At 67.3% G+C, this 21,450-nt stretch carries 20 protein-coding genes; 12 read left to right on the top strand and 8 right to left on the bottom strand.

The features are described from left to right. Positions 1-46: 46 nt before the first annotated feature. The 4 genes from BMZ21_RS00435 (at position 47) to BMZ21_RS00420 (ending at position 3,249) form a co-directional block, all read left to right on the top strand. Positions 47-769 carry an SDR family oxidoreductase gene (locus BMZ21_RS00435; RefSeq protein ID WP_091828588.1) on the top strand — a complete coding sequence of 241 codons (723 nt, stop codon included), beginning with the start codon at positions 47-49 and terminating at the stop codon, positions 767-769. Positions 770-779: 10 nt separating this feature from the next. After that, positions 780-1,241 (top strand): carboxymuconolactone decarboxylase family protein, encoded by a 462-nt coding sequence (locus BMZ21_RS00430; protein WP_208862201.1) that lies wholly within the window; start codon positions 780-782, stop codon positions 1,239-1,241. A gap of 11 nt (positions 1,242-1,252) precedes the next feature. Beyond that, positions 1,253-1,615 (top strand): Atu4866 domain-containing protein, encoded by a 363-nt coding sequence (locus BMZ21_RS00425; RefSeq protein ID WP_091828585.1) that lies wholly within the window; start codon positions 1,253-1,255, stop codon positions 1,613-1,615. 128 nt (positions 1,616-1,743) lie between these two features. Next, positions 1,744-3,249 carry a helicase HerA domain-containing protein gene (locus tag BMZ21_RS00420; RefSeq protein WP_091828583.1) on the top strand — a complete coding sequence of 502 codons (1,506 nt, stop codon included), beginning with the start codon at positions 1,744-1,746 and terminating at the stop codon, positions 3,247-3,249. Positions 3,250-3,456: 207 nt separating this feature from the next. Here BMZ21_RS00420 and BMZ21_RS00415 read toward each other — a convergent pair whose 3' ends face one another. Beyond that, on the bottom strand, positions 3,457-4,026 hold the full coding sequence (locus BMZ21_RS00415) for a TIGR00645 family protein (protein ID WP_091828581.1): 570 nt from the start codon (positions 4,024-4,026) through the stop codon (positions 3,457-3,459). Positions 4,027-4,237: 211 nt separating this feature from the next. Here BMZ21_RS00415 and BMZ21_RS00410 point away from each other — a divergent pair, with 211 nt between their 5' ends. Continuing rightward, positions 4,238-4,678: a BA14K family protein gene (locus tag BMZ21_RS00410; protein ID WP_091828580.1), complete on the top strand. Its 441-nt coding sequence runs from the start codon at positions 4,238-4,240 to the stop codon at positions 4,676-4,678. A 129-nt stretch (positions 4,679-4,807) separates the two neighbouring features. Next, positions 4,808-5,587 carry an exodeoxyribonuclease III gene (gene xth / locus BMZ21_RS00405; protein WP_091828578.1) on the top strand — a complete coding sequence of 260 codons (780 nt, stop codon included), beginning with the start codon at positions 4,808-4,810 and terminating at the stop codon, positions 5,585-5,587. Positions 5,588-5,672: 85 nt separating this feature from the next. Here xth and BMZ21_RS00400 read toward each other — a convergent pair whose 3' ends face one another. The 3 genes from BMZ21_RS00400 to ilvD all read right to left on the bottom strand — a co-directional run bounded on the left by BMZ21_RS00400 (position 5,673) and on the right by ilvD (position 8,770). After that, complete coding sequence (locus BMZ21_RS00400; RefSeq protein ID WP_143079619.1) at positions 5,673-6,041, bottom strand: hypothetical protein; 369 nt, start codon at positions 6,039-6,041, stop codon at positions 5,673-5,675. A 64-nt stretch (positions 6,042-6,105) separates the two neighbouring features. Further along, positions 6,106-6,891 carry a tetratricopeptide repeat protein gene (locus BMZ21_RS00395; RefSeq protein WP_425285405.1) on the bottom strand — a complete coding sequence of 262 codons (786 nt, stop codon included), beginning with the start codon at positions 6,889-6,891 and terminating at the stop codon, positions 6,106-6,108. Positions 6,892-7,039: 148 nt separating this feature from the next. Then, positions 7,040-8,770 (bottom strand): dihydroxy-acid dehydratase, encoded by a 1,731-nt coding sequence (ilvD, locus tag BMZ21_RS00390; protein ID WP_091828573.1) that lies wholly within the window; start codon positions 8,768-8,770, stop codon positions 7,040-7,042. Positions 8,771-9,428: 658 nt separating this feature from the next. On the opposite strand from ilvD, the gene BMZ21_RS00385 reads away from it, so the two are divergent. From BMZ21_RS00385 to BMZ21_RS00375, 3 genes are all read left to right on the top strand, one after another. Then, positions 9,429-10,442: an extracellular solute-binding protein gene (locus BMZ21_RS00385; RefSeq protein WP_091828571.1), complete on the top strand. Its 1,014-nt coding sequence runs from the start codon at positions 9,429-9,431 to the stop codon at positions 10,440-10,442. Continuing rightward, positions 10,439-12,133 carry an ABC transporter permease gene (locus BMZ21_RS00380; RefSeq protein ID WP_244543638.1) on the top strand — a complete coding sequence of 565 codons (1,695 nt, stop codon included), beginning with the start codon at positions 10,439-10,441 and terminating at the stop codon, positions 12,131-12,133. Before BMZ21_RS00385 ends, BMZ21_RS00380 begins: the two co-directional genes overlap by 4 nt. 173 nt (positions 12,134-12,306) lie before the next feature. After that, complete coding sequence (locus BMZ21_RS00375; protein WP_167561479.1) at positions 12,307-14,058, top strand: AsmA family protein; 1,752 nt, start codon at positions 12,307-12,309, stop codon at positions 14,056-14,058. A gap of 181 nt (positions 14,059-14,239) precedes the next feature. On the opposite strand, the gene gyrA is transcribed toward BMZ21_RS00375, so the two are convergent. Further along, on the bottom strand, positions 14,240-17,026 hold the full coding sequence (gyrA, locus tag BMZ21_RS00370; protein ID WP_280141459.1) for a DNA gyrase subunit A: 2,787 nt from the start codon (positions 17,024-17,026) through the stop codon (positions 14,240-14,242). A gap of 315 nt (positions 17,027-17,341) precedes the next feature. Between gyrA and BMZ21_RS00365 the strand changes: the two genes are divergently transcribed. Further along, positions 17,342-17,974, top strand: coding sequence for a MarC family protein (locus BMZ21_RS00365; RefSeq protein WP_091828567.1), 633 nt, complete (start codon positions 17,342-17,344; stop codon positions 17,972-17,974). A gap of 23 nt (positions 17,975-17,997) precedes the next feature. On the opposite strand, the gene BMZ21_RS00360 is transcribed toward BMZ21_RS00365, so the two are convergent. Together BMZ21_RS00360 and BMZ21_RS00355 are read right to left on the bottom strand one after the other, a co-directional pair. Next, positions 17,998-19,383, bottom strand: coding sequence for a PepSY-associated TM helix domain-containing protein (locus tag BMZ21_RS00360; RefSeq protein WP_091828565.1), 1,386 nt, complete (start codon positions 19,381-19,383; stop codon positions 17,998-18,000). Positions 19,384-19,485: 102 nt separating this feature from the next. Beyond that, positions 19,486-19,875: a hypothetical protein gene (locus tag BMZ21_RS00355; RefSeq protein WP_091828563.1), complete on the bottom strand. Its 390-nt coding sequence runs from the start codon at positions 19,873-19,875 to the stop codon at positions 19,486-19,488. Between the two features lie 186 nt (positions 19,876-20,061). Between BMZ21_RS00355 and BMZ21_RS00350 the strand changes: the two genes are divergently transcribed. Beyond that, positions 20,062-20,487, top strand: coding sequence for a hypothetical protein (locus tag BMZ21_RS00350; protein ID WP_091828562.1), 426 nt, complete (start codon positions 20,062-20,064; stop codon positions 20,485-20,487). Positions 20,488-20,489: 2 nt separating this feature from the next. Then, positions 20,490-21,062 (top strand): hypothetical protein, encoded by a 573-nt coding sequence (locus tag BMZ21_RS00345; protein WP_091828560.1) that lies wholly within the window; start codon positions 20,490-20,492, stop codon positions 21,060-21,062. Positions 21,063-21,086: 24 nt separating this feature from the next. Here BMZ21_RS00345 and BMZ21_RS00340 read toward each other — a convergent pair whose 3' ends face one another. Further along, complete coding sequence (locus BMZ21_RS00340; RefSeq protein ID WP_091828558.1) at positions 21,087-21,434, bottom strand: gamma-glutamylcyclotransferase family protein; 348 nt, start codon at positions 21,432-21,434, stop codon at positions 21,087-21,089. Between the last annotated feature and the right edge of the window lie 16 nt (positions 21,435-21,450).

Raw genomic sequence — 21,450 nt, 5'->3', positions numbered from 1 at the left:
GCAACCGCAGCAGCGCGGTGACCCGAAACAACCAGACGGAGCAGACATGGCCAACAAGGTCGTCCTCATCACCGGTGCCTCCAGCGGGATCGGAGCCGGCATCGCCCGCGAACTCTCGGCGGCCGGAGCAAAGCTCATGCTCGGCGCGCGTCGCACCGACCGCCTCGATTCGCTCGCCGACGAGCTCAACGCGAAAGGTGGCGATGTCCGCACCCGCCGGCTCGACGTCACCGATCGCGCCGACGTCGCCGCCTGTGCCGAAGCGGCGCGCGAGGCCTTCGGCCGCGTCGACGTCATCGTCAACAATGCCGGTGTCATGCCCCTCTCGCAGATGGCCTCGCTCAAGGTCGACGAGTGGGACCGGATGGTCGACGTCAACATCAAGGGCGTGCTCTACGGCATTGCCGCGGTCTTGCCCGGAATGCTGGCGCGTGGCTCCGGCCAGATCGTCAACATCGCCTCGATCGGCGCGCTCGCGGTCTCGCCGACGGCAGCCGTCTACTGCGCGACGAAATACGCCGTGCGCGCGATCTCGGACGGTCTGCGCCAGGAGCACGCCAACCTGCGCGTCACCTGCATCCATCCCGGCGTGGTCGAGAGCGAGCTCGCCAGCACGATCACCGACCCGGCCGCTGCCGAGCTGATGAAGAGCTATCGCGCCATCGCGCTCCAGCCCGACGCGATCGGCCGCGCCGTACGCTTCGCGATCGAGCAGCCTGACGATGTCGACGTCAACGAGATCGTCGTCCGCCCCACCGCAACCCGCTGAGGATGAAGCCATGAGCAAGACCATCTCATCTCCGCTGCGCGCCGCCGCAGCCGCCTTCGCCATCGTGGCGATGCCCGCACCCGTCATCGCCGAGTCGAGCGACGAACGGCGCAAGCGCGGTGAAGCTGTCATCCGCAGCCTGAACAGGGGCGAAGCCCAGCCGGCGCTGGAGCGCATGCGGCAGGAGTTTCCCTTCCTCGCCGAGGCGACCGAGGCCTATGCGCTCGGCGATGTCTGGTCGCGGACCGGCCTCGACAATCGGACGCGCCAGCTCGCAGCGGTGGCGGCCTTCGCCGCGACCGGCCAGACCGCCTTCATGAAGGTTCATGCCGGCTACGCGCTGAACATCGGCGTGCCCGAGGAAGAGCTGAAGGAGATCGTCTACCTGATCACCGTCCCTGCCGGGATCTCGCGGGCGATCGCGGCGTCGCAGGCATTGTCGGAGGTCTTCGCCGAACGCCGCAGGCAGTGAGGGCAACGATCATGAACAGCTTGCTCGTAAACGCCTCGCTTTTGCTGGCCGCCGGCATCGGCCTCGCCACCACGACCATTGAAAAGGGACCGGAAGGATCCTCCCGCATGACCATCACCAAGGCAGCCGCTGCCGAGAGCCACCCCTATGTCGGCATGTGGGTCACCGCCGACAACCATGTCCGTCACGAGCTGCTGCCGAATGGCCGCTATGACGAGGCGCGCGGCAGTCGCGAAAGCGCCTATCGCGGCCGCTACAAGGTCACCGGCAGTTATATCGAGTACTGGGACGATACCGGCTTCACCGCCGACGGCACCTTCGTCGACGCGGACACACTCCACCATGGCGGCATGATCCTGCGCCGCCGCCCCTGACAGGGGCCGTCACCTCCATCGCGCAAAGCTGTGGAATGCGGGCCGGGCCTTGCCTCACTTGCCGGCGGGCGTGCTAGAAGCGCCGCCTTGCGTTTCCCGCCATGGCAAGGAGCGGCCTGGATTCCGGCATGAAGACTGGCATCGACATGGGGTCGACGCGCGGCGGCGAGCCCGCCGAGCTCGACCTTGCCGAATTGCTGGCAACGCGCCTGCTGGTCCAGGGCAATTCCGGCTCGGGCAAGTCGCATCTGCTGCGCCGCCTGCTCGAACAGAGCGCGCCCCTCGTGCAGCAGGCCATCGTCGATCCCGAGGGCGACTTCGTCTCGCTGGCCGACCAGTTCGGCCATGTCGTGGTCGACGGCACGGCGAGCCCGGTCGAATTGCAGAAGATCGCGCTGCGCGTGCGCCAGCACCGGGTCTCGGTGGTGCTCAACCTTGAGGAACTCGACGCCGACGAGCAATTGCGCGCCACCGCCGCCTTCCTCGGCGGGCTCTTCGACATCGACCGCGCTCATTGGTACCCAATGCTGGTCGTGGTCGACGAGGCCCAGCTTTTTGCCCCGGTGATGGCGGGCGAGGCCTCCGACGAAGCGCGACGCCTGTCCCTCGGCGCAATGACCAACCTGATGTGCCGCGGCCGCAAGCGCGGCCTTGCCGGCGTGATCGCGACGCAGCGCCTTGCCAAGCTCGCCAAGAACGTCGCGGCCGAGGCGTCCAATTTCCTGATGGGCCGCACCTTTCTCGACATCGACATGCAGCGCGCCGCCGACCTGCTCGGCATGGACCGGCGCCAGGCCGAGATGTTCCGCGATCTCGAACGCGGCCAGTTCGTCGCGCTCGGGCCGGCCCTCTCGAAGAAGCCGCTGCCGGTGCGGATCGGTCCGGTCGCTTCGATCGATCGCGGCGGCGCGCCTGGCCTGCTGCCTTTGCCCGACCAGGCACCGGAAGACGCCAGCAAGCTGATCTTCACCGCGGGAGAGGACGAGGTCGCGCCGGCGCCCTGGCCGAAGCAGCCGCGCCCGCGGCCGATGGTGGCGCCCGAGATCATCCGCCGGATCGAGACGCACCAGCCGGTGCCGCCGCCAGAGCCCGAGATCGAGATGGATCCGGCCGAGCGCGCCGCGGCGCTGGTCGAGATCCTCAACGAATTGCTCGACGATCCCGAGGCGCGCGACCGCCCGGTCGCGGTGCTCTACCAGGATTTCACCGTGCGCTGCCGGATGCGCCGCGTCAGCGGGCCGGAGACCAGCCTGGATGCCTTCCGCAAGCGCCTCGCCGTCGCCCGTGCCGGGGCGAGCGAAGCAGTCTTGTCGTCGGAGGCCTGGGAAAAGGCGCTGACCGCCGCGGAGACCCTGCCGGAAGACCTGCACGGGCTCTTCCTGTTCATCGCCCGCAGCGCGATCGAGGGTGCGCCCTGCCCGTCCGACGCCGAGCTGGCCGAAGCCTATGGCAGCCATTCGCCGAGCCGGGCGCGCCGCCTCATCGGCTATATCGAGGAGCGCGGCCTGCTCGTCTGCCATGTCGACTTCCGCGGCCAGCGTACGCTCGCCCTGCCCGCGCTCGGCGTCGAGACCGCGCCGGGCCTGGCTTCGCCGTTGGTCAAGGGCCTGCCGCCGAGGCGGGCACGGGGGTAACCTCTCGTCGTTCAGGGACAGGCCTGAGCCCGGAATCCAGGATCGACGCCCTTCCCCGTCATGGGCGGGCTTGTCCCGACCATCCACGCCTTCGCCTTGCTGATCGAGCGCGGTGTTCAAGACGTGGATGCTCGCCACAAGGGCGAGCATGACGAACCGTCGCGACTCTAGCCAGGCTCGCCGCTTACGTGGCGCCCACGGCTACCTTCAATGCCCCTTGCCGGTGCCGCCGAGCGTCATCCGATCGACCCAGGCGATGCCGATCGCCGAGAAGATGAAGATGGTGTGTATCAGCGTCTGCAGCAGCACGCCGGTCGCGGTGTAGTTTGTTGCCGTCGGCCCGCCAATGTTGCCGGCCTCGATGAAGGTCCGCAGCAGGTGGATCGAGGAGATGCCGATGATCGCCATGGCGAGCTTGATCTTCAGGATCGAGGCGTTGACATGGCTCAGCCATTCCGGCTGGTCGGGATGCCCCTGCAGGCGCAGACGCGAGACGAAGGTCTCGTAGCCGCCGACGATCACCATGATCAGCAGGTTCGAGATCATCACCACGTCGATCAGGCCGAGCACGACCAGCATGATCTGCTGCTCGCTGAAATCGAAGGCGTGGCTGACGAGGTGCCAGAGCTCCTTGAGGAACAGGAAGACGTAGACGCACTGCGCCACGATCAGGCCGAGATAGAGCGGCACCTGCAGCCAGCGCGAGGCGAAGATCACCATCGGCAGCGGCTTCAGGCCTTGGGCAGGCTGGTCTGCGGGATCGGCTGGCTGCGACATGGGGCTCCCAGATGGATTGTGCGCTGCGGAAACGTCCGCCAGATGGGGCCTCACGCGGCCGTACGCAAGCCGAAAAATACAGATGAAAGCCGGAAGTCGTTGAAATTTGGCCGCGTTTTGCGTCTACTTCCTAAGGTAAGGTGACAGAGTTCGGGCAATGCCGGTAGGTTCGCCCGTGAATCCTCCCGTTCGGAGGGACAAGGAGTTCGAGATGATCAGGACGACGATGATCGCCGCCGCCCTCGCTGGCGGTTTCGCCCTCGCGACACCGGCGACGGCCGCGCCGCTCGCGCCGGCCTCCGCCGCCATAGCGACCGCCGGCTCGACCAATCTCGTCGAGCAGGTACAGTACCGCCGCTACTATGGCCCGCGCTATGGCTATTACGGGCGCGGCTATCGCTATAACCGCGGCGCAGCCGTCGGCGCCGGCATTGCAGCGGGCGCGCTCGGCGCTCTTGCCGCAGGCGCCCTGCTCGCGCCCGGGCCGGTCTATGCCGAGCCGGTCCCGCCGCCGGTCTATGCTGCGCCCCGACCTGTCTACGTGGAGCCGGATGCCGACGCGATCGCCTATTGCTCGCGCCGCTTCCGCAGCTACGACCCGCAGACCGGTACCTATATCGCCTCCGGCGGCGTGGTTCGCGCCTGCCCGTAAGGCACGGCCGATACGCCGAATGATCAGAACCTCCCGGCCCAGGTCGGGAGGTTTTTTATGACCGCTGCTGACTTGCATTGACGGCTTGGCCGGCTCTTAGTCTCCGCTCGTCTGAATCGGAGCCGGCCCGTGCGCATCGCCACCTGGAACGTCAACTCGATCCGTCAGCGGCTGACCCATGTCCTCGCTTTCCTGAAGGAGGCCGAGCCCGATGCGCTCTGCCTGCAGGAGCTGAAATGCGTCGACGCCGACTTTCCGCGCGCCGAGATCGAGGACGCCGGCTGGCAGGTCACCACTCACGGCCAGAAAGGCTTCAACGGCGTCGCCATCATCTCGCGCCATGCGCTCGAGGATGTCAGGCGCGGTCTGCCGGGCGATGAAAGCGACGAGCAGGCGCGCTATCTCGAAGGCGTGCTGCCGCTGGGCGACGGCGTCGTCCGCCTCGCCTCGATCTACCTGCCCAACGGCAACCCGCCGAACACCGAGAAATACCCCTACAAGCTCGCCTGGATGGAGCGGCTTGCGGTGCATGCCAAGGGCTTGCTGGCCCATGAGGAGCCATTGGTGCTGGCCGGCGACTACAACGTCATCCCCGAGCCGCGCGACGCTCGCGACCCTGCCGCCTGGACCGGCGATGCGCTCTTCCTGCCGCCGACCCGCACCGCCTTCCGCAAGCTGCAGAGCCTCGGCTTCACCGAGGCGTTGCGGGCCACCACTGACGCACCCGGCCTCTACACCTTCTGGGATTATCAGGCTGGCGCCTGGCAGCGGAACAACGGCATCCGCATCGACCATCTCCTGCTCTCGCCGCAGGCCGCCGACAGGCTCGGCGCGGTCTCGATCGCCAAGCATGTCCGCGGCTGGGAGAAGGCCTCGGATCATGTCCCGGTGCTGGTCGAGCTGAACTGAGTCGCGCTCGGCGGACTCACCCATCTATCAGGCTGTCATCCAAGGTCTCCGCGGCTTCGCAGCTCGCCCGGAATGAATGCCGGCGCTATTGCGGCGAGCCGCGCTTGACACCGTCCTTGATGAACACCCGAAAAGGCGTCGTGCCGCTGGCAGTGCCGTCAGCGGAGCGCCATTGGCCGTTGCTGCAGAGCACGCCACCCTGCGTCTCGGCCGCCTCAAACTCGATCAGGTTGTGATAGGTCGTCCCGTTCGGCTCGACGGCGCGGAACTTCGTCGTGCACCGGCCGCTGGCGACGACCGGATCATAGTCATGGATCATGATGCCGCCGCCGCCCGTGCTAGGGAACGGATTCGTCAGCACCGGCCAGTCTTCGAAGCGCTCCTGCGCGCCGGCCCCGTGAAAGGCGAGTGCGGCGCAGACCCCGAGGAAGCTGAAGAATGCCGCGTCGCGCATGGCGAAGACTCCGAGATGCGATATCTCGGCTACGTCGCCCGGCACGGAATGGATGCAGAGATCGTCAGCGCCGCTCGGCGCGACCGTGCTGGCGCTCGGCCAGGGCAAGCGCAGCCGTCCGGTCGCCTGCGCTCGCATTGGCGAAGGCCGCATCGTAGCGCTCGACGATCCAGCCCTCGCGGGCAGTGTCGGCGCCCTCCCGGGCCAGCGCGAGCCACATCAGGCCCATGATCGGATGGCGCGGCACGCCGTCGCCACCGCGCAGCAGCATGTCGCCGAAGACGGCGCGCGCCGGGGCATGGCCCTTCTCGGCCGCGAGCTTCATCCAGCGCGCCGCCTGGCGCGGATCGCGCGCCACGCCGGTGCCGTTGAGATAGAGCCGGGCAAGATTGTACTGGCCGTCCGGGTCGCCGAAATAGGAGGCGGCGTAGTGGAACATGTCGAAGGCGCGGTCAGGATTGGGCTTCACATAGGTGCCCTTGACCCCGTCGAGGAAATAGCCGCCGAGCGCGACGAAGGCGGCCGCGACGATGCGCCCGTCCGAGGTGCCGGGAATTTCGTCGGCGTTCTCGTCCGCGATCTTCGAGAAATACTCGAACGCCTTGAGATCATTGGTCGGAACGCCATCGCCGCTGGCATAGACCCGGCCGAGCTTGAACTGCGCGGCGAGATGGCCCTGAGCAGCCGCATATTCGAGCGCCTTGACGGCACCGGCCTGATCGCCGGCGGTCGAATCGCGCATCCAGGCCTTCAGCGCGTCGCGGGCGCTGCTGAACGGGGCGATCGGCAAGGCGGTGTGGGCGGCCGGCCCGCTCGGCGCCGGCGCGATCACGCCGCGGCTGAGCGGCACGGGCGCAGCGCGGCTCTCCACCTCCGGCTCCGGCAGGGCGGCGCCTGGAATCGGTAGCGGCGGCAGCGGCACGCGCTCTACGGACGCATTCTGTGCCCAGGCTGCCGACTGGCAGCCCAGAGCAAGCAATGCTCCTGCAATGATGGCCTCAGATATCCGCATAGCACTGTATCTCGGCTGCGCCTCCCGGATGGGTGACGGCGCCGCCCTTGGCGGATCCGACCGTCTGCGCGTATTTCCAAAGCGCACCCGACCGATAATCCGTCTGGCGCGGCGTCCAGTCCTTACGACGCGCTTCAAGTTCGGCATCAGAAAGGCGGACTGCGAGCTTTCCTGTGATGGCGTCGAGTTCGATGATGTCGCCGTCGCGGATCAGGCCGATCGGCCCGCCGACGGCGGCTTCCGGACCGACATGACCGACGCAGAAACCGCGGGTCGCACCCGAGAAGCGCCCGTCTGTGATCAGCGCGACCTTGTCGCCCATGCCCTGGCCGTAGAGCGCCGCGGTGGTCGACAGCATCTCGCGCATGCCCGGGCCGCCCTTGGGGCCCTCATAGCGGATCACCAGCACGTCGCCGACCTGGTAGTCGCGGTTGGTGACGGCCTTGAAGGCATCCTCCTCGCAGTCGAAGCAGCGCGCCCGGCCGGCGAAGACGAGGCTCTCGGTCGGCATGCCGGCGATCTTCACGATCGCGCCCTCCGGGGCGAGATTGCCCTTGAGGCCGACGACGCCGCCGGTCTGCGTGATCGGCTTGTTCGCGGGATGGACGACGTCCTGCTTGTCGTTCCACTTCACCGAAGCGAGGTTCTCGGCGATGGTGCGGCCGGTCACGGTCATGCAGTCGCCGTGCAGATAGCCGTTGTCGAGCAGCGTCTTCATCAGGAGCGGAATGCCGCCGACCTCGAACATGTCCTTGGCGACGTATTTGCCGCCCGGCTTCAGATCGGCGACGTAGGGCGTCTTCTTGAAGATCTCGGCGACGGCGAACAGGTCGAAATCGATGCCGCATTCATGCGCGATCGCCGGCAGATGCAGCGCCGCATTGGTCGAGCCGCCCGAGGCAGCGACGACCATCGCGGCATTCTCCAGCGCCTTGCGGGTGACGATGTCGCGCGGACGGATGTTCCGGGCGATCAGGTCCATCACCATCTCGCCGGCGGTGTAGCAGAAGGTGTCGCGGACATCGTAGGGCGCCGGCGCGCCGCAGCTATAGGGCAGCGCCAGGCCGATCGCCTCGGCCACGGTCGCCATGGTGTTGGCGGTGAACTGGGCGCCGCAGGAGCCGGAGGACGGGCAGGCGACCTCCTCGAGCTCCTTCAGATCCTCGTCAGACATCGCACCGACCGAGTGCTTGCCGACGGCCTCGAACACGTCCTGGATGGTGACCGGCTGGCCTTTGAAATTGCCCGGCAGGATCGAGCCGCCATAGATGAAGATCGAGGGCACGTTGAGGCGCACCATCGCCATCATCATGCCGGGCAGCGACTTGTCGCAGCCGGCGAGGCCGACCAGCGCGTCGTAGCAATGGCCACGCATGGTGAGCTCGACCGAGTCGGCGATGACCTCGCGCGAGGCCAGCGACGACTTCATGCCCTGGTGGCCCATGGCGATGCCGTCGGTCACGGTGATCGTGCAGAACTCGCGCGGCGTGCCGGCGGCCGCGGCAACGCCCTTCTTCACGGCCTGGGCCTGACGCATCAGGGCGATGTTGCAGGGAGCAGCCTCGTTCCAGCAGGAGGCGACGCCGACGAAGGGCTGCGCGATCTGCTTCGCGGTCATGCCCATCGCATAATAATAGGAGCGATGCGGCGCACGGGCCGGCCCGACACTGACGTGCCGGCTGGGCAGCTTCGACTTATCGAATACGCGCGCGTCCATTCAAACTCTGTCCCGCCACCCCACCTGGCGGGCGCCAGATGTGCCACGCCGCCGCCCGCTGGTGCAATCATCCGCCCCCGAGCCGGCCGCGAGCATTTTTCTGCTCTACATCCTGCCTGAGGGGGCTTAATTCTTCCGTATCTCAGATAGTTACTGAAGTTTGCAGCTGGGGCCGCTTTGTGGCGGCTTCGCGGCAATCGTGGCAGCCCGCCGCCGCAACGCTGCAATAGCTGCCGATGTTGTAGAAAAGTCACGTCCCCAGGGCTCGCCACGGCATCGATAGCGCCGTCACCTGCAACCCCAGCGTGCAGCCGCCCGTCGCTCGGTGCTCACGATCCCGCCACTACGCCGGATGTTGCACGGACCAAGCGAATATCGCCAGCTCGGCAGGCGCCGACCCGAACTGCCTCAGGAACAGCGCCCCTTCCCGCCAAATCATTGAAGTGCTGTGACTTTTGAACCGTTGGGCCGATACCAAGTGCAGCGCTGCCGTGCCTTTGAGGCTCCATAGATTAGAATTCATCAAATAAGAAGCCAGTTTAGAATCTATATAACACATTGAAATGACAGGGATATTCCCTTGACCGCCTGGATTTGCCGCACTACCGCTCCCTCCCGAATGGCCGATTTGCACAGCCCCCGCCCGAAGGAGCGAACCATGACCATCCGCACAGCGCTCGCCGCGACAGCCCTGGCGTCTTGCCTGCTGGCCGCCCCTGCCCTTGCGCAGAGCGTCAACCTCTACACGACGCGTGAGCCGGCTCTGCTCAACCCGGTGATCGAGGCCTTCACCAAGGACACCGGCATCAAGGTCAACGCGGTCTTTCTCAAGGACGGCCTGCAGCAGCGCATCCAGGCCGAGGGCGCCAACAGCCCGGCCGACGTGATGCTCGTCGTCGATGTCGGCGAGATCCAGGCGGCGGCCGATGCCGGCGTCACCCAGCCGGTCAAGTCGGCGCTGGTCGACAAGATCGTGCCGGCCCAGCTGCGCGGCGCCGGCGACAACTGGATCACGCTGACCAAGCGCGCCCGCATCGTCATCGTCTCCAAGGACCGGGTCAAGCAGGACGCGATCACCTATGAGGACCTCGCCGATCCCAAGTGGAAGGGCAAGTTCTGCATCCGCTCGGGCCAGCACCCCTACAACACGGCGCTGTTCTCGGCCTATCTCGGCCATCACGGCGCGGAGAAGACGGAAGCCTATCTCAAGGCGCTCAAGGCCAACACCGCCCGCAAGCCCGGCGGCGGCGACCGCGACGTCGCCCGCGACATCCTCTCGGGCCAGTGCGACATCGCCATCATCAACACCTACTATATCGGGCTGATGAGCAAGGCGACGAACGAGCAGAAGGGCTGGTACGAGGCGATCAAGCCGCTCAAGACCACCTTCGCCAATGGCGGCACCCATGTGAACGTCTCGGCCGCCGCGATCGCCAAGCACGCGCCGAACAAGGAGAACGCCGTCAAGCTGATCGAGTACATGCTCGGCGAGAAGGCGCAGCACATCTATGCCGACGGCAATTTCGAGTTCCCGGTCAATGCCGACGTCAAGGAAGCCGCGGCCGTGAAGCTGCTCGGCGCCGTCACCCCGGACAAGCTGCCGCTCGCCGACATCGCCAAGAACCGTAAGGCCGCCTCCGAGCTGGTCGACAAGGCCGGCTTCGACAATTGAGCCTGAGCGCGTCCGCAGCACATCAAGCACGGCCGCCAGCTCGCTGGCGGCCGTCGACGCGTCTGGCCTATCTGACGGCCGCCGCCGCCTGCCTGGTCGCGCTGCCGGTGCTGGCGCTCGCCTTCACCGCATTGTCGCGCGAGGCGCTGACGGTCTGGCCGCACCTGGCCGCCAACGTCCTGCCCGTCGCGCTCTGGAACACTGCGCTGCTCCTCGCCGGCGTCGCACTCTTCTGCGGGGCGGTCGGCACCGGCGCGGCTTGGCTGGTGACGCAATATGAGTTTCCCGGCCGCCGCAGCCTCGAATGGCTGCTCGTGATGCCGCTGGCGCTGCCGACCTACATCACCGCTTACGTCTACGTCGAAATCCTCGGCTTCCAGGGACCGTTCCAGAGCGCGCTCAGGGCGCTGACCGGCTGGCGCTCTCTGCGCGACTACTGGTTTCCCGATCCGCGCAACCTGCCGGGTGCGGTCTTCATCCTCGGGATCGTGCTCTACCCTTATGTCTATCTCAGCGTGCGCGCGCTTTTTTCGATGCAGAGCGCCGCGCTGATCGAATCCGCCCGCACGCTCGGCACAAGGCGCTGGCCGCTGTTTTGGCGCATCGGCCTGCCGATGGCTCGCCCCGCCCTTGCCGCCGGGCTGACGCTCGCTCTGCTCGAGACGCTGAACGACATCGGCGCCAGCGAATATCTCGGCGTCCGCTCCCTGACGATCTCGGTCTATACCACCTGGATCAATCGCGGCTCGCTGGCCGGCGCCACCCAGATCGCCTGTGTCATGCTGCTTGTCGTGGTCGGACTGATGGCCGCCGAGGCGCGCACGCGCGGAGCACGACGCTTCGCACTCCCCGTGAAGCGGCCGCGGCCGGTCGGCCGTATCCGGCTCTCCGGCGCTCGCGGCTGGATCGCGTCGCTCGCCTGCTTCCTGCCAGCGCTATTCGGGGCGGTGCTGCCGCTCTATTACCTGCTCGGCGAGTTGTGGCGCCGCGACCTCGTCGCCCAGGCCGATCCGACGCTCTGGCGCGCACTCGCCAACACCGTCGCGATCTCGGCGCTCGCCGCGGCGCTGATCGTCGTGATCGGCATCGGCATCGCCGCCGCGCTGCGGCTCGGGCGCGAGCGCGCCCTGCCGCTGCTCGCCCGCATCGCCTCGCTCGGCTATGCGCTACCTGGCACGGTTCTGGCGCTCGGGCTGCTGGTGCCGCTAGCCGCCTTCGACAATGTCGTCGCCGATGCGAGCCGCGCGCTCTTCGGCGCGAGCCCTGGCCTGCTGCTGCTCGGCTCGGGCGCTGCGTTGGTCATCGCCTATCTCGTGCGCTTCCTGACGATTGCCGTGAACGGGGTCGAGAGCGGCTATGCCCGCATCTCGCCGCGCATCGACGACGCCGCGCGCTCGCTCGGCGCCGACAGGCGCGAATTGCTGCGCCGGCTGCATTGGCCGCTGATGCGCCCGGCCATCGCAGCTGCGGCCCTGCTCGTCTTCGTCGACTGCATGAAGGAACTGCCCGCGACGCTGCTGCTGCGCCCACTCAACTTCGACACACTCGCCACGGTGGTCTACGGCCACGCCGCCCGCGGCGTCTTCGAGGACGGCGCGCTGGCGGCACTGCTGATCGTGGCGATCGGCATCTATCCGGCGCTGAGACTCGCCCGCGCAGGCGAGCAAACGTCGGTTTCACGCGAAAACTGAGATGTTTCCCCGCCTTTTCGACGTCCGGAGGGGCCGCGAACTCGACATTCCCCGGCCGGAGGACTAAACCCTTGCCGCGACGATATGCCGGCCGCCGGTCGAATCGCTCGCGTTATCGGATTGCCTGACGACGGGGCCCCGCCGTTATGCAGATGAAGGCCACACACCAGGCCATGTCACGACGCGCACTCCTGATCGGCCTCGCCGCGGCCGCTGCGCTGCTGCTCACCCTCGGGCTGCGGTCGTGGAATCTCGCGGTGTCGCAGGTCGAGCGCTCCGTCGTCGCCGGCATCGAGACCCGTACCGGCCTCAAGGTGACGGGGCTGCGCCGGGCCGAGATCGCGATCCTCCCGCTGCCTCGGATCAGCCTGTCCGACGTGACCTTCGCCGATCCGCAGGGCGTGCTCGCCGGCAAGGCGGCGCGCCTGCGCGCCCGCGCCCGCCTTCTCCCATTGCTCACAGGCCAGCTCGACTTTGACCGCATCGATCTTGTCGCCCCCGAGATCGACGTCGCATCCGACGAATCCGGCGGCGGATATGCCGGCTGGCTCGATCGCGTCCTCGGCTATCTCGCGCGGCTCGATGGCCAGACCAGGCTCATCCTGACCTCCGGCAGCGTCATGATGCGCGCCGACCGCACGGTCCTGACGACGCTGCGCGACGTCAACCTGGTGATCGAGGAACGGACAGCGCAGGCTCCGGTCGCGCTCGCCGGCTCCTTCACCTGGCGCGGCGAAGCCACCAAGGTCGACATCCTCTGGCCGGTAGCCGGCGAGCGGGCCCGCACCGCCTTTTCGCTTGGCTCGCGCCTGCTGAATCTGCGTCTCAACGGCACGCGCTCGGCCGCCCAGAATGCGACCAGTGGCCAGATCGAGTTCAGCACGAAATCGCTGTCCGATGCCCTGGCCTGGATCGGCCCGCGTCCGCGCATCGCTTCGCTCGTCCGGCAGGTCGAGCTGACCGCGCAGGCCCAGATCAACCAGAGCAGCGTCGCGCTGGACTCGGTCGTCGCCATGGTCGACGGCGACCAGCTCGAGGGCGCTCTCAAGCTCGACGGCGCCATGCCGAACTGGGCGCTCTCCGGCACGCTCGCCGGCGCCGAGTTCGATCTCGGGCGCCTGCTGCGCCAGGCCGAACCGCAGGCACCGACCGGCAACGGTGACAACGCCGGCACACCGCTCGAGTTCGACGGCTGGACGACCAATGATGTCGACTTGCGCCTGTCCCTCGACTCCGCCCGGATCGGCACGGCCCGGTTCGGGGATCTCGCGGCCCAGCTTCTGATCCGCAAGGGCCGCTTCGAGGCGTCGCTGCTGCGCGCCTCGGCCTATGGCGGCTCGGCTCGCGCCCGCGTCCTCGCCACACCGGTCGCCGCCGGCGCCGACGTCAAGCTGCAGCTCGGCCTCGAGAAGGTGAATCTCGCTCTGGTCGCCGATGACCTGCCGACGCTCGCCCGCCTCAGCGGCACCGCGACCGGGCAACTCGCCTTCGATGGCGTCGGCAACAGCCTGGAACAGGTGGTGAGTTCGCTGACGGGCCGCGCCGGACTGACGATCCGGCAGGGCGAGTTCCGCGGCATCGCCTTCCCAGACCTGCTGCGCAAGGCGGAAAAGCCGCCGACCTCCGCGCGCGACTGGCGCCAGGGAAAGAGCACCTTCGAGACCCTGCAGCTCTCGGCGCTCGCCAATCTCGGCGTGCTCTACATCACCGACACGCAGATCGCCGGCTCCGGCTACACTGTGGTCCTCAACGGCACTGCCGATCTCACCCGGCGCTGGCTCGACCTCAACGGCGCGTTGAATTCGACGACGACCTCGACGCGCGTGCCCTTCGACCTGCGCGGCCCGTTCTTCGGCGCCGCCTTCACGCCCGAGATCGATGCGGCCTTGCGGCCGATTGGCCAGGCGATCCCGCTGCTGCGCTGAGCGCCTATCACTCTCCACATCCGCGTCATCCCGGACAAGCGGCAAGCCGCGCCGATCCGGGCTCCATTCCGGAGCCCGTCCGAAGAGGTTCCGGAATGGTCCCGGCTCTTCGCTCCGCTTCGCCCGGGACGACCCGCACTTTCAAGAACGGGAGAATGTTAGGAGAAGCCGATAGGGAGGCTCACGCCTCCCCGGCCGGCTCCTCACCGCCATTCTCGGTCTCGCCGGCCTCGCCCTCTTCCTCGGACTCCTCGCCGATACGCTCGACCGAGACGACCTTCTCGCCTTCGGCCGTGTCGAAAATGGTGACGCCCTGGGTCGAGCGCCCCGCGATGCGGATCGGCTTGGGCCCTTCGACCGGGATCCGGATGACCTGGCCACCATCGGTGACCAGCATGATCTGGTCGGTGTCGGTCACCGGGAACGAGGCGATCAGCTTGCCGTTGCGCTCATTGACGACCATTGCGGTGATGCCCTTGCCGCCGCGCCCGGTGACCCGGTACTCGAACGACGAGGTGCGCTTGCCGTAGCCCTTTTCCGACACCGTCAGGATGAACTGTTCGGACGCGCCCATCTCGGCGTACTTGTCCTGGCCGAGTTCGATGTCGCCGGCAGCCTCTTCCGCATCGGCGACCGGCGCGGCCGCCTCGTCACCGTCGCCGGTCACGGCGCGGCGGGCCGCCGAAGCGAGCTTCAGGTAAGCAGCCCGCTCGTCCGGCGTCGCATCGAGATGGTGCAGGATCGCAAGCGAAATCACCTCGTCGCCCTTGGCGAGGTTGATGCCGCGTACGCCGGTCGAGTCGCGGCCCTTGAAGACGCGCACCTCCGGCACCGCGAAGCGGATGCTCTGGCCCTCGGCCGTGGTCAGCAGGACGTCGTCATGCTCGGAGCAGATCTGCACGTCGACGATGGAATCGCCCTCGTCGAGCTTCATCGCGATCTTGCCGTTGCGGTTGACCTGGACGAAGTCGGAGAGCTTGTTGCGCCGGACATTGCCGGTCTTGGTGGCGAACATCACGTCGAGCCGGCCCCAGCTCTCCTCGTCCTCCGGCAGCGGCATCACGGTGGTGATGCGTTCGTCCTTGTCCAGCGGCAGCATGTTGTTGAGGAATTTTCCGCGCGCATTGGGCGCCGAAAGCGGCAGCCGCCAGACCTTCTCCTTGTAGGCCTGGCCCAGCGAGGAGAAGAAGATGATCGGCGTATGCGTGTCGGCAACGAAGAGGCGGGTGACGAAATCCTCGTCGCGGGTCGACATGCCGGAGCGGCCCTTGCCGCCGCGCTTCTGCGCCCGATAGGTCGAGAGCGGCACGCGCTTGATGTAGCCGGCATGGGAGACGGTGACGACCATGTCCTCGCGGGCGATCAGGTCCTCGTCGTCGAGATCCGAGCCCCAATCGTGGATCTCGGTGCGGCGCGGCGTCGCGAAGGCGGTCTTCACCTCCAGGAGCTCGGTCTTGATGATCTCCTGGATGCGCACCCGCGAGCGCAGGATGTCGAGATAGTTGGCGATCTCCTTGGCGAGCTTCTCCAGCTCGTCGCCGATCTCGTCGCGGCCGAGAGCGGTCAGGCGGGCAAGGCGCAGCTCGAGGATCGCCTTGGCCTGCGCGTCCGAGAGGCGGTAGGTACCATCCGCATTCATCGGGTGACGCGGATCGTCGACCAGCGCGATCAGCGGCGCGATGTCGTCGGCCGGCCAGTCGCGCGCCATCAGGGCCTCATGTGCGGCGGACGGCGTCGGTGCCGTGCGGATCAGCCGGATGACCTCGTCGATATTGGCGACGGCAGTGGCGAGGCCGCACAGGACATGGGCGCGCTCGCGCGCCTTGTTGAGCAGGTAGCGGGTACGCCGCGAGACCACTTCCTCGCGGAACTCGACGAAGGCCGAGATGAAGTCCTTGAGGTTCAGGACTTCCGGCCGCCCGCCGGTCAGCGCCACCATATTGGCGCCGAACGAGGTCTGCAGCGGCGTGAAGCGGTAGAGCTGGTTCAGCACCACATCGGCGACGGCGTCGCGCTTGATCTCGATGACGACGCGTACGCCTTCGCGGTTCGATTCGTCGCGAAGGTCGGAGATGCCCTCGATCCGCTTCTCGCGGACGAGATCGGCGATCTTCTCGACCATCGTCGCCTTGTTCACCTGATAGGGAACCTCGGTGACGATGATCGCCTCGCGCTCCTTGCGCAGCTCCTCGATATGCGTCTTGGCCCGCATCACGATCGAGCCACGCCCGGTGTGATAGGCCGAATGGATGCCGCTGCGGCCCATGATCTGGGCGCCGGTCGGGAAATCCGGGCCTGGCACGATCGCGATCAGGTCGTCGATCGAAAGCTCGGGCTCGTCGATCAGCGCGATGCAGGCGTCGATGACCTCGCCGAGATTGTGCGGCGGAATGTTGGTCGCCATGCCGACGGCGATGCCGCCGGCGCCGTTGACCAGGAGGTTCGGATAGCGCGCCGGCAGGACCGTCGGCTCGTGCTCCTTGCCGTCATAGTTCGGCTGGAAGTTGACGGTGTCGAGGTCGAGATCTTCCAACAGCGGCATCGCCGCCTTGTCGAGGCGTGCCTCGGTGTAGCGATCGGCCGCCGGGCTGTCGCCGTCCATCGAGCCGAAATTGCCCTGGCCGTCGATCAGCGGCAGGCGCAGCGAGAAGTCCTGCGCCATGCGCACCAGCGCGTCATAGACCGCGAGATTGCCGTGCGGATGGTATTTACCCATCGTGTCGCCGACGATGCGCGCGCACTTCGTATAGGGTCGGTCGGGCAGGTTCTTGTTCTCGTGCATCGAGAACAGGATGCGCCGGTGCACGGGCTTGAGGCCGTCGCGGACGTCCGGGAGAGCGCGGCTCACGATCACGCTCATGGCGTAATCGAGATAGCTCTTCTTCATCTCGTCGGTGATCGCGATCGGCTTGATGTCGCCACCCGGCTGCGGGCCGTCGTCGCGCTTGTCGTCGTTGTCTTCGCTCAAGGGAAAAAGTCCCGTTTACCGCTGGTTTTTCAACGCTCTGGCTACCCGATTCCGGCGCATGAAGCCAGCAAAACGCGAATCTATTCAGAGAAAATAAAACCGTTTTATCGCAGCGACTTACGAGGCGTTTTTGATTCGCTTTCGCGTCGGCTCCCCAATCTCGCCATGTTTCCTGCGTGACGGGTGCTGCGGGCCGAGCCTAGAGTGCCCCGGCAAGCGCGGAATCGCGCCGTCGTTCCGGACAATCCGCCTCGCGGCGCAGCACCGGAATGGCGAGAGGACAACAAGAGCAGTGCAATAAGCTCGGGGTGAGACATGTTCGCCGAATATCTCTCTTCCGCGCTCGTCACCTTGCTGGTGACGCTCGACCCGCCGGGGCTGGCGCCGATCTTCCTGTCGCTGACGCGCGGCATGTCGGCGAATGAGCGGCGGCAGGTCGCGGTGCGCGCCTGCATCATCGCCTTCTGCATCATGGCCTTCTTCGGCCTCGCCGGCGATGTCGTGCTGAAGGCGCTCGGCGTCTCGCTGCCGGCCTTCCGCATCGCCGGCGGCTTCCTGCTGTTCTGGATCTCGTTCGAGATGGTGTTCGAGCGCCGCAACGAGCGCAAGCAGCAGACGGCCGACACCGCGATCACCCAAGACCATATCCGCAATGTCGCCGCCTTCCCGCTGGCGATCCCGCTGATGGCCGGCCCCGGCGCCCTGACCGCGATGATGCTGCTCGCCGGCCGCGCCAACGGCGACATCGTAATGCTGTCCTCGCTCGCCGCGATCTGCGGGCTGGTGATCCTCTCCTGCCTCGTCGTCTTCCTGATGGCGGTGCCGATCGCGCGCCTGCTCGGCGTCACCGGCAATGTCGTGCTGACCCGCCTGCTCGGCGTCATTCTCGCCGCGCTGGCGGTGCAGTTCGTCATCGACGGCATCAGGGCGGTGATCCGGAGCGGCTGAGCCGCCCCGGATCGAGCTTGGGCTCAGGCCGTTCGCGCCCGCCGCCAGCGGGCGATGTCGACGAGCAGGAAGGCTGCGAGGCTCAAGCCCACCAGCGGCAGCGCCCAGCCCAATCCCGCGGCAACGACGGCCGCAATCGCCCTGCCCGCCCAGCCGAGCCGCAGCCAGGCCTGGACCAGCGTGCGCGGCAGCGAGCCCGGCGCCGGCCGCTGGCGCCACCAGATCCGGTAGCCGAGCAATGTCGTCACGACGAGCGCGAGGCCGAGGCCCGTCATCAGCAATTGGTTCGGCCAGCCGAACAGGATGCCCATATGGGCGTCGATGCCCCAGCGGATCAGCTTGGCGATCAGCGGAAAGGTCTCGAAGTCGGCCCGGCTGACGATGGAGAGATCGCGCGGATCAAGCGCGACCGTGTCGACCTGCGTCGGCCAGCTCCGATCGTATTCGCGCACGAGCCAAGCCTGGCCCTCGGCCCGGGGCGGGCGCATCTCGACATGCGGAGAATCGATGCCGGCCGCCCTTGCGGCGGAAAAGACCGCATCGAGCTGTTGAAAGCTCCCAGGCGCGGCCGAACCCACGGCCGAGTCATGATCGCCGTGATGGGCATGCGCGTCGGTAGCGGGCGCCGCGCCGAGCTTCAGCGAGACCGAAGGGGTCACCCAGCCTAGATTGGCCCGGAGCGCATCGATCCGGTCGCCTGCGTATTTCGACCAGGTCAGCCCGGTGATCGACAGGAAGACGAGGCCGAGCGACAGCGTCAGCCCGATCAGCCCGTGCCAGCGCCGGTCGCGCAGCGCAGGGTTCGTCCGCGCCCGCTCGGCGGCTCGTGGATGGCGCCGCCAGAACCACATCAGGACGCCGCCCAGAACCACCGCCCAGAGCCAGGATGCGGCAAGCTCGCTGTAGTTGCGGCCGAATTCGCCGAGCAGCAGGTTGCGATGCAGATAGTCGAGCTGCGTCCGGAACGGCAGGATGCCGCTGGTGCCGTAGACGATGAGGTCGCCTTTGATCGCCAGCGAGACCGGGTCGACGAAGATCGCCCGGCTTTCGGAATCGCCGAGACCGGCTTGAGCGAACATGACGCGCGTCGTCTGGCCAGCGGCTGGGGCGGGGCGGATGGCGAAGAAGCGCGGCCCCTCGCCGATGTGCTTTCGCGCGGCCTCGGTCTGGGCGGCGAGCGAAGCGGGGTCGCCCGCCTGGGTCGCGGTCAATTGCTCGCGATAGATCAGGTTCTCGATCTGCGGCGTCAGCACATAGAGCGTGCCGGTCAGCGCCGCGACCAGGATGAACGGGCCGACGAACAGCCCGGCATAGAAGTGCAGCCTCGCGATGAAGGCTTTGAATTCGGACGATAATGCGAAGGCGCGGCCGGCATCGGCGCGCGTGCGGATATCCGCGTGAGCGGTCATGGCTGGGTTTCCCGAAATGGACCTGCCGAAATGCCGCCGGCGCGCTGGCCTGGCGGAGCATTTGGTCATTGCGGCGGAAGCGGCCTCAAGGCCGCCGCGGCGTCAGGTCCGAATGGGCGGTCCTCTCGGGCGTGCGGCGAGCCGCTCCTGCCCCGGCAGCGGCCGTTCGGTCAGATCGTCAAAGCCGACGATCGTGACGCCGGCCTCGACCTCCTCGAGGAGCGCCGGCCGGTCGGGCGGCGCATACGCCGCGCCGACCCAGGCGCAGCCGAGCAGGCAGCAGGCCGGCAGATGTGGCGCGGGCTCCTGCCCCGGCACCGGCACGCTCTCGGAACCGGGAGCGCACAGCGTCAGATGCGCGGCGCGATCGAGCAGCGCCGGCGCGAGACTCTGCCCGGAGACGAGCGCGCCGAAAAGCCCCTGCAGCACGAGCACATAGGCCGCGACGATCGCGACCCAGGATCTTGCTCTGATGGACTTGGCTGCGCTCAAGGACCGGCTCCCCGGCACCGTCGATAGCGACCTGCCTGGCCGCTGTCCATCAGCCGAACCGCCGCAGCCGGGCACGTGCCGTGCCATCCTAATCATCGATGAATTCGCTCGCTCGACTTGCGCGCCGCAAGCGGACCGATTGCTTACACGTCGCTGCTATGCAGCTTGCAAGCAGAGAGGAGCATCATGCAGCGCATCACCAGCCTGGCCGCCATCGCCTTCGCAACAACAATCGCACAAGCCTCGGCCGCGGGGCTCGACGGCTCGCTCTGGAACCATAATGGTTCGACCGTCCTCGTCGACGAGGCTCGTGGCAGGATCGTCTATGACGAGCCCAAGGCCGCGATTGCCGGCACGGTCCGCTCCGGAACCTTGCTGTTCGAGGGACGCTTCAACGGCAAGCGGATCAGTGGTACCGCCTATGTCTTCAAGAAGGGCTGCGAGCCGGCCGCCTACCCGGTCGCGGGGATGATGGAGGACAATCCAAACGGCTTCGGCTCGCGGATCGTCCTGACCGGGCCGGCGCCGAAGCGCGACAAGGCCTCCTGCGCAATCATCGGCAGCACCGGCGCCCATTCGCGGCTGGTCTTCGAAGAGGCTGGCGACATCTGACCATGCCGAGGTTGATCGAGAGCTGTACCCGCCGGCTCCACTGCGGCTACCGGAACGAAGACACGGGCAGCAAGGGCGATGCCGTTTGGGGCCACATCGCCCCCGACCGGTCGACGCTGGACGAGCAGTTGTCGGGGCTGATCGCCGAGCTGACCGAGGGCGGCTGGGAGATCAAGTCCGTAACGCCGCTCACCGCCAGCTATTACTATGCAGCCAGCCAGTACTCTGTTTCGCTCGATCGCACCAACTGGGGCGGCTACGGCGTCGGCTACGGCGCGCCCTATACCGAAGGCCTCGTGGTGATGGCCCAGCGCTGGGTCGAGATCACCGAGGCGCAGCAGGCCGAGCGTGACCGGGAGAGGGCGCAGCGCCAGGCGGTGGAAACTGCGGCCGCGCTGGAAGCAAAGCGAGAGCAGCGGCAAGGCGAGCTGGCCCGGCTCACCGCCGAACCGGTCGCCAAAGCCGGGTTGCTGCGCGACAAATGGCGCTTCCGCAGCCAGGACTACCCGACGGAAGCGCTCGCGCAGGGCGCCAAGGACGCTGCGCTCAAGGCACTGCGGGAGCGCCCGCTCTAAGGCCCGCGGACGAATGCGTGGCGTTCACGCCTTGACGTAGACCCACGCCTCCTTGCCCGAGGCCAGCCGGACGCTGATCCGCTTGTAGTCAGCGACCTCGTAGCGGTCGGCGGCAGCGAGCTCTTCGGCCGTGATGCTGAAGACCTTGCCGGGCACGCTGTCGGCGGGATCGTCGCTCGGCGCCACCACCGGATGGAAGCGCTTGCCGCTGGTGCGGATCACCTCGGGATCGGTGATCTCCAGCATGGTCTGGGCGAAGCCCGGCATGGCGTCGTCATGGCCGTCGAGCAGGCGCCCGAACGAGGCGAGCTGGACATTGTCCTGCTGCAGCGTGCCGTAGGAGAACAGGAGAATGCTACGGTCCTCGGCCATGCTCGCCCCGCTTCAA

Origin of the sequence: Allobosea lupini, assembly GCF_900109525.1 — a bacterium.
Classification (GTDB): domain Bacteria; phylum Pseudomonadota; class Alphaproteobacteria; order Rhizobiales; family Beijerinckiaceae; genus Allobosea; species Allobosea lupini.
The sequence above is the reverse complement of the archived record's forward strand: the minus strand, read 5'-3'. Positions and strand labels throughout refer to the sequence as shown.

What these genes read in the sequence shown, in the direction of transcription:
- BMZ21_RS00435 (WP_091828588.1), top strand. Translation starts at nt 47, where the DNA reads ATGGCCAACAAGGTCGTCCTCATCACCGGTGCCTCCAGCGGGATCGGA.
- BMZ21_RS00430 (WP_208862201.1), top strand. Translation starts at nt 780, where the DNA reads ATGAGCAAGACCATCTCATCTCCGCTGCGCGCCGCCGCAGCCGCCTTC.
- BMZ21_RS00425 (WP_091828585.1), top strand. Translation starts at nt 1,253, where the DNA reads ATGAACAGCTTGCTCGTAAACGCCTCGCTTTTGCTGGCCGCCGGCATC.
- BMZ21_RS00420 (WP_091828583.1), top strand. Translation starts at nt 1,744, where the DNA reads ATGAAGACTGGCATCGACATGGGGTCGACGCGCGGCGGCGAGCCCGCC.
- BMZ21_RS00415 (WP_091828581.1), bottom strand. Translation starts at nt 4,026, where the DNA reads ATGTCGCAGCCAGCCGATCCCGCAGACCAGCCTGCCCAAGGCCTGAAG.
- BMZ21_RS00410 (WP_091828580.1), top strand. Translation starts at nt 4,238, where the DNA reads ATGATCAGGACGACGATGATCGCCGCCGCCCTCGCTGGCGGTTTCGCC.
- BMZ21_RS00400 (WP_143079619.1), bottom strand. Translation starts at nt 6,041, where the DNA reads ATGCGCGACGCGGCATTCTTCAGCTTCCTCGGGGTCTGCGCCGCACTC.
- ilvD (WP_091828573.1), bottom strand. Translation starts at nt 8,770, where the DNA reads ATGGACGCGCGCGTATTCGATAAGTCGAAGCTGCCCAGCCGGCACGTC.
- BMZ21_RS00385 (WP_091828571.1), top strand. Translation starts at nt 9,429, where the DNA reads ATGACCATCCGCACAGCGCTCGCCGCGACAGCCCTGGCGTCTTGCCTG.
- BMZ21_RS00375 (WP_167561479.1), top strand. Translation starts at nt 12,307, where the DNA reads ATGTCACGACGCGCACTCCTGATCGGCCTCGCCGCGGCCGCTGCGCTG.
- BMZ21_RS00365 (WP_091828567.1), top strand. Translation starts at nt 17,342, where the DNA reads ATGTTCGCCGAATATCTCTCTTCCGCGCTCGTCACCTTGCTGGTGACG.
- BMZ21_RS00360 (WP_091828565.1), bottom strand. Translation starts at nt 19,383, where the DNA reads ATGACCGCTCACGCGGATATCCGCACGCGCGCCGATGCCGGCCGCGCC.
- BMZ21_RS00350 (WP_091828562.1), top strand. Translation starts at nt 20,062, where the DNA reads ATGCAGCGCATCACCAGCCTGGCCGCCATCGCCTTCGCAACAACAATC.
- BMZ21_RS00345 (WP_091828560.1), top strand. Translation starts at nt 20,490, where the DNA reads ATGCCGAGGTTGATCGAGAGCTGTACCCGCCGGCTCCACTGCGGCTAC.
- BMZ21_RS00340 (WP_091828558.1), bottom strand. Translation starts at nt 21,434, where the DNA reads ATGGCCGAGGACCGTAGCATTCTCCTGTTCTCCTACGGCACGCTGCAG.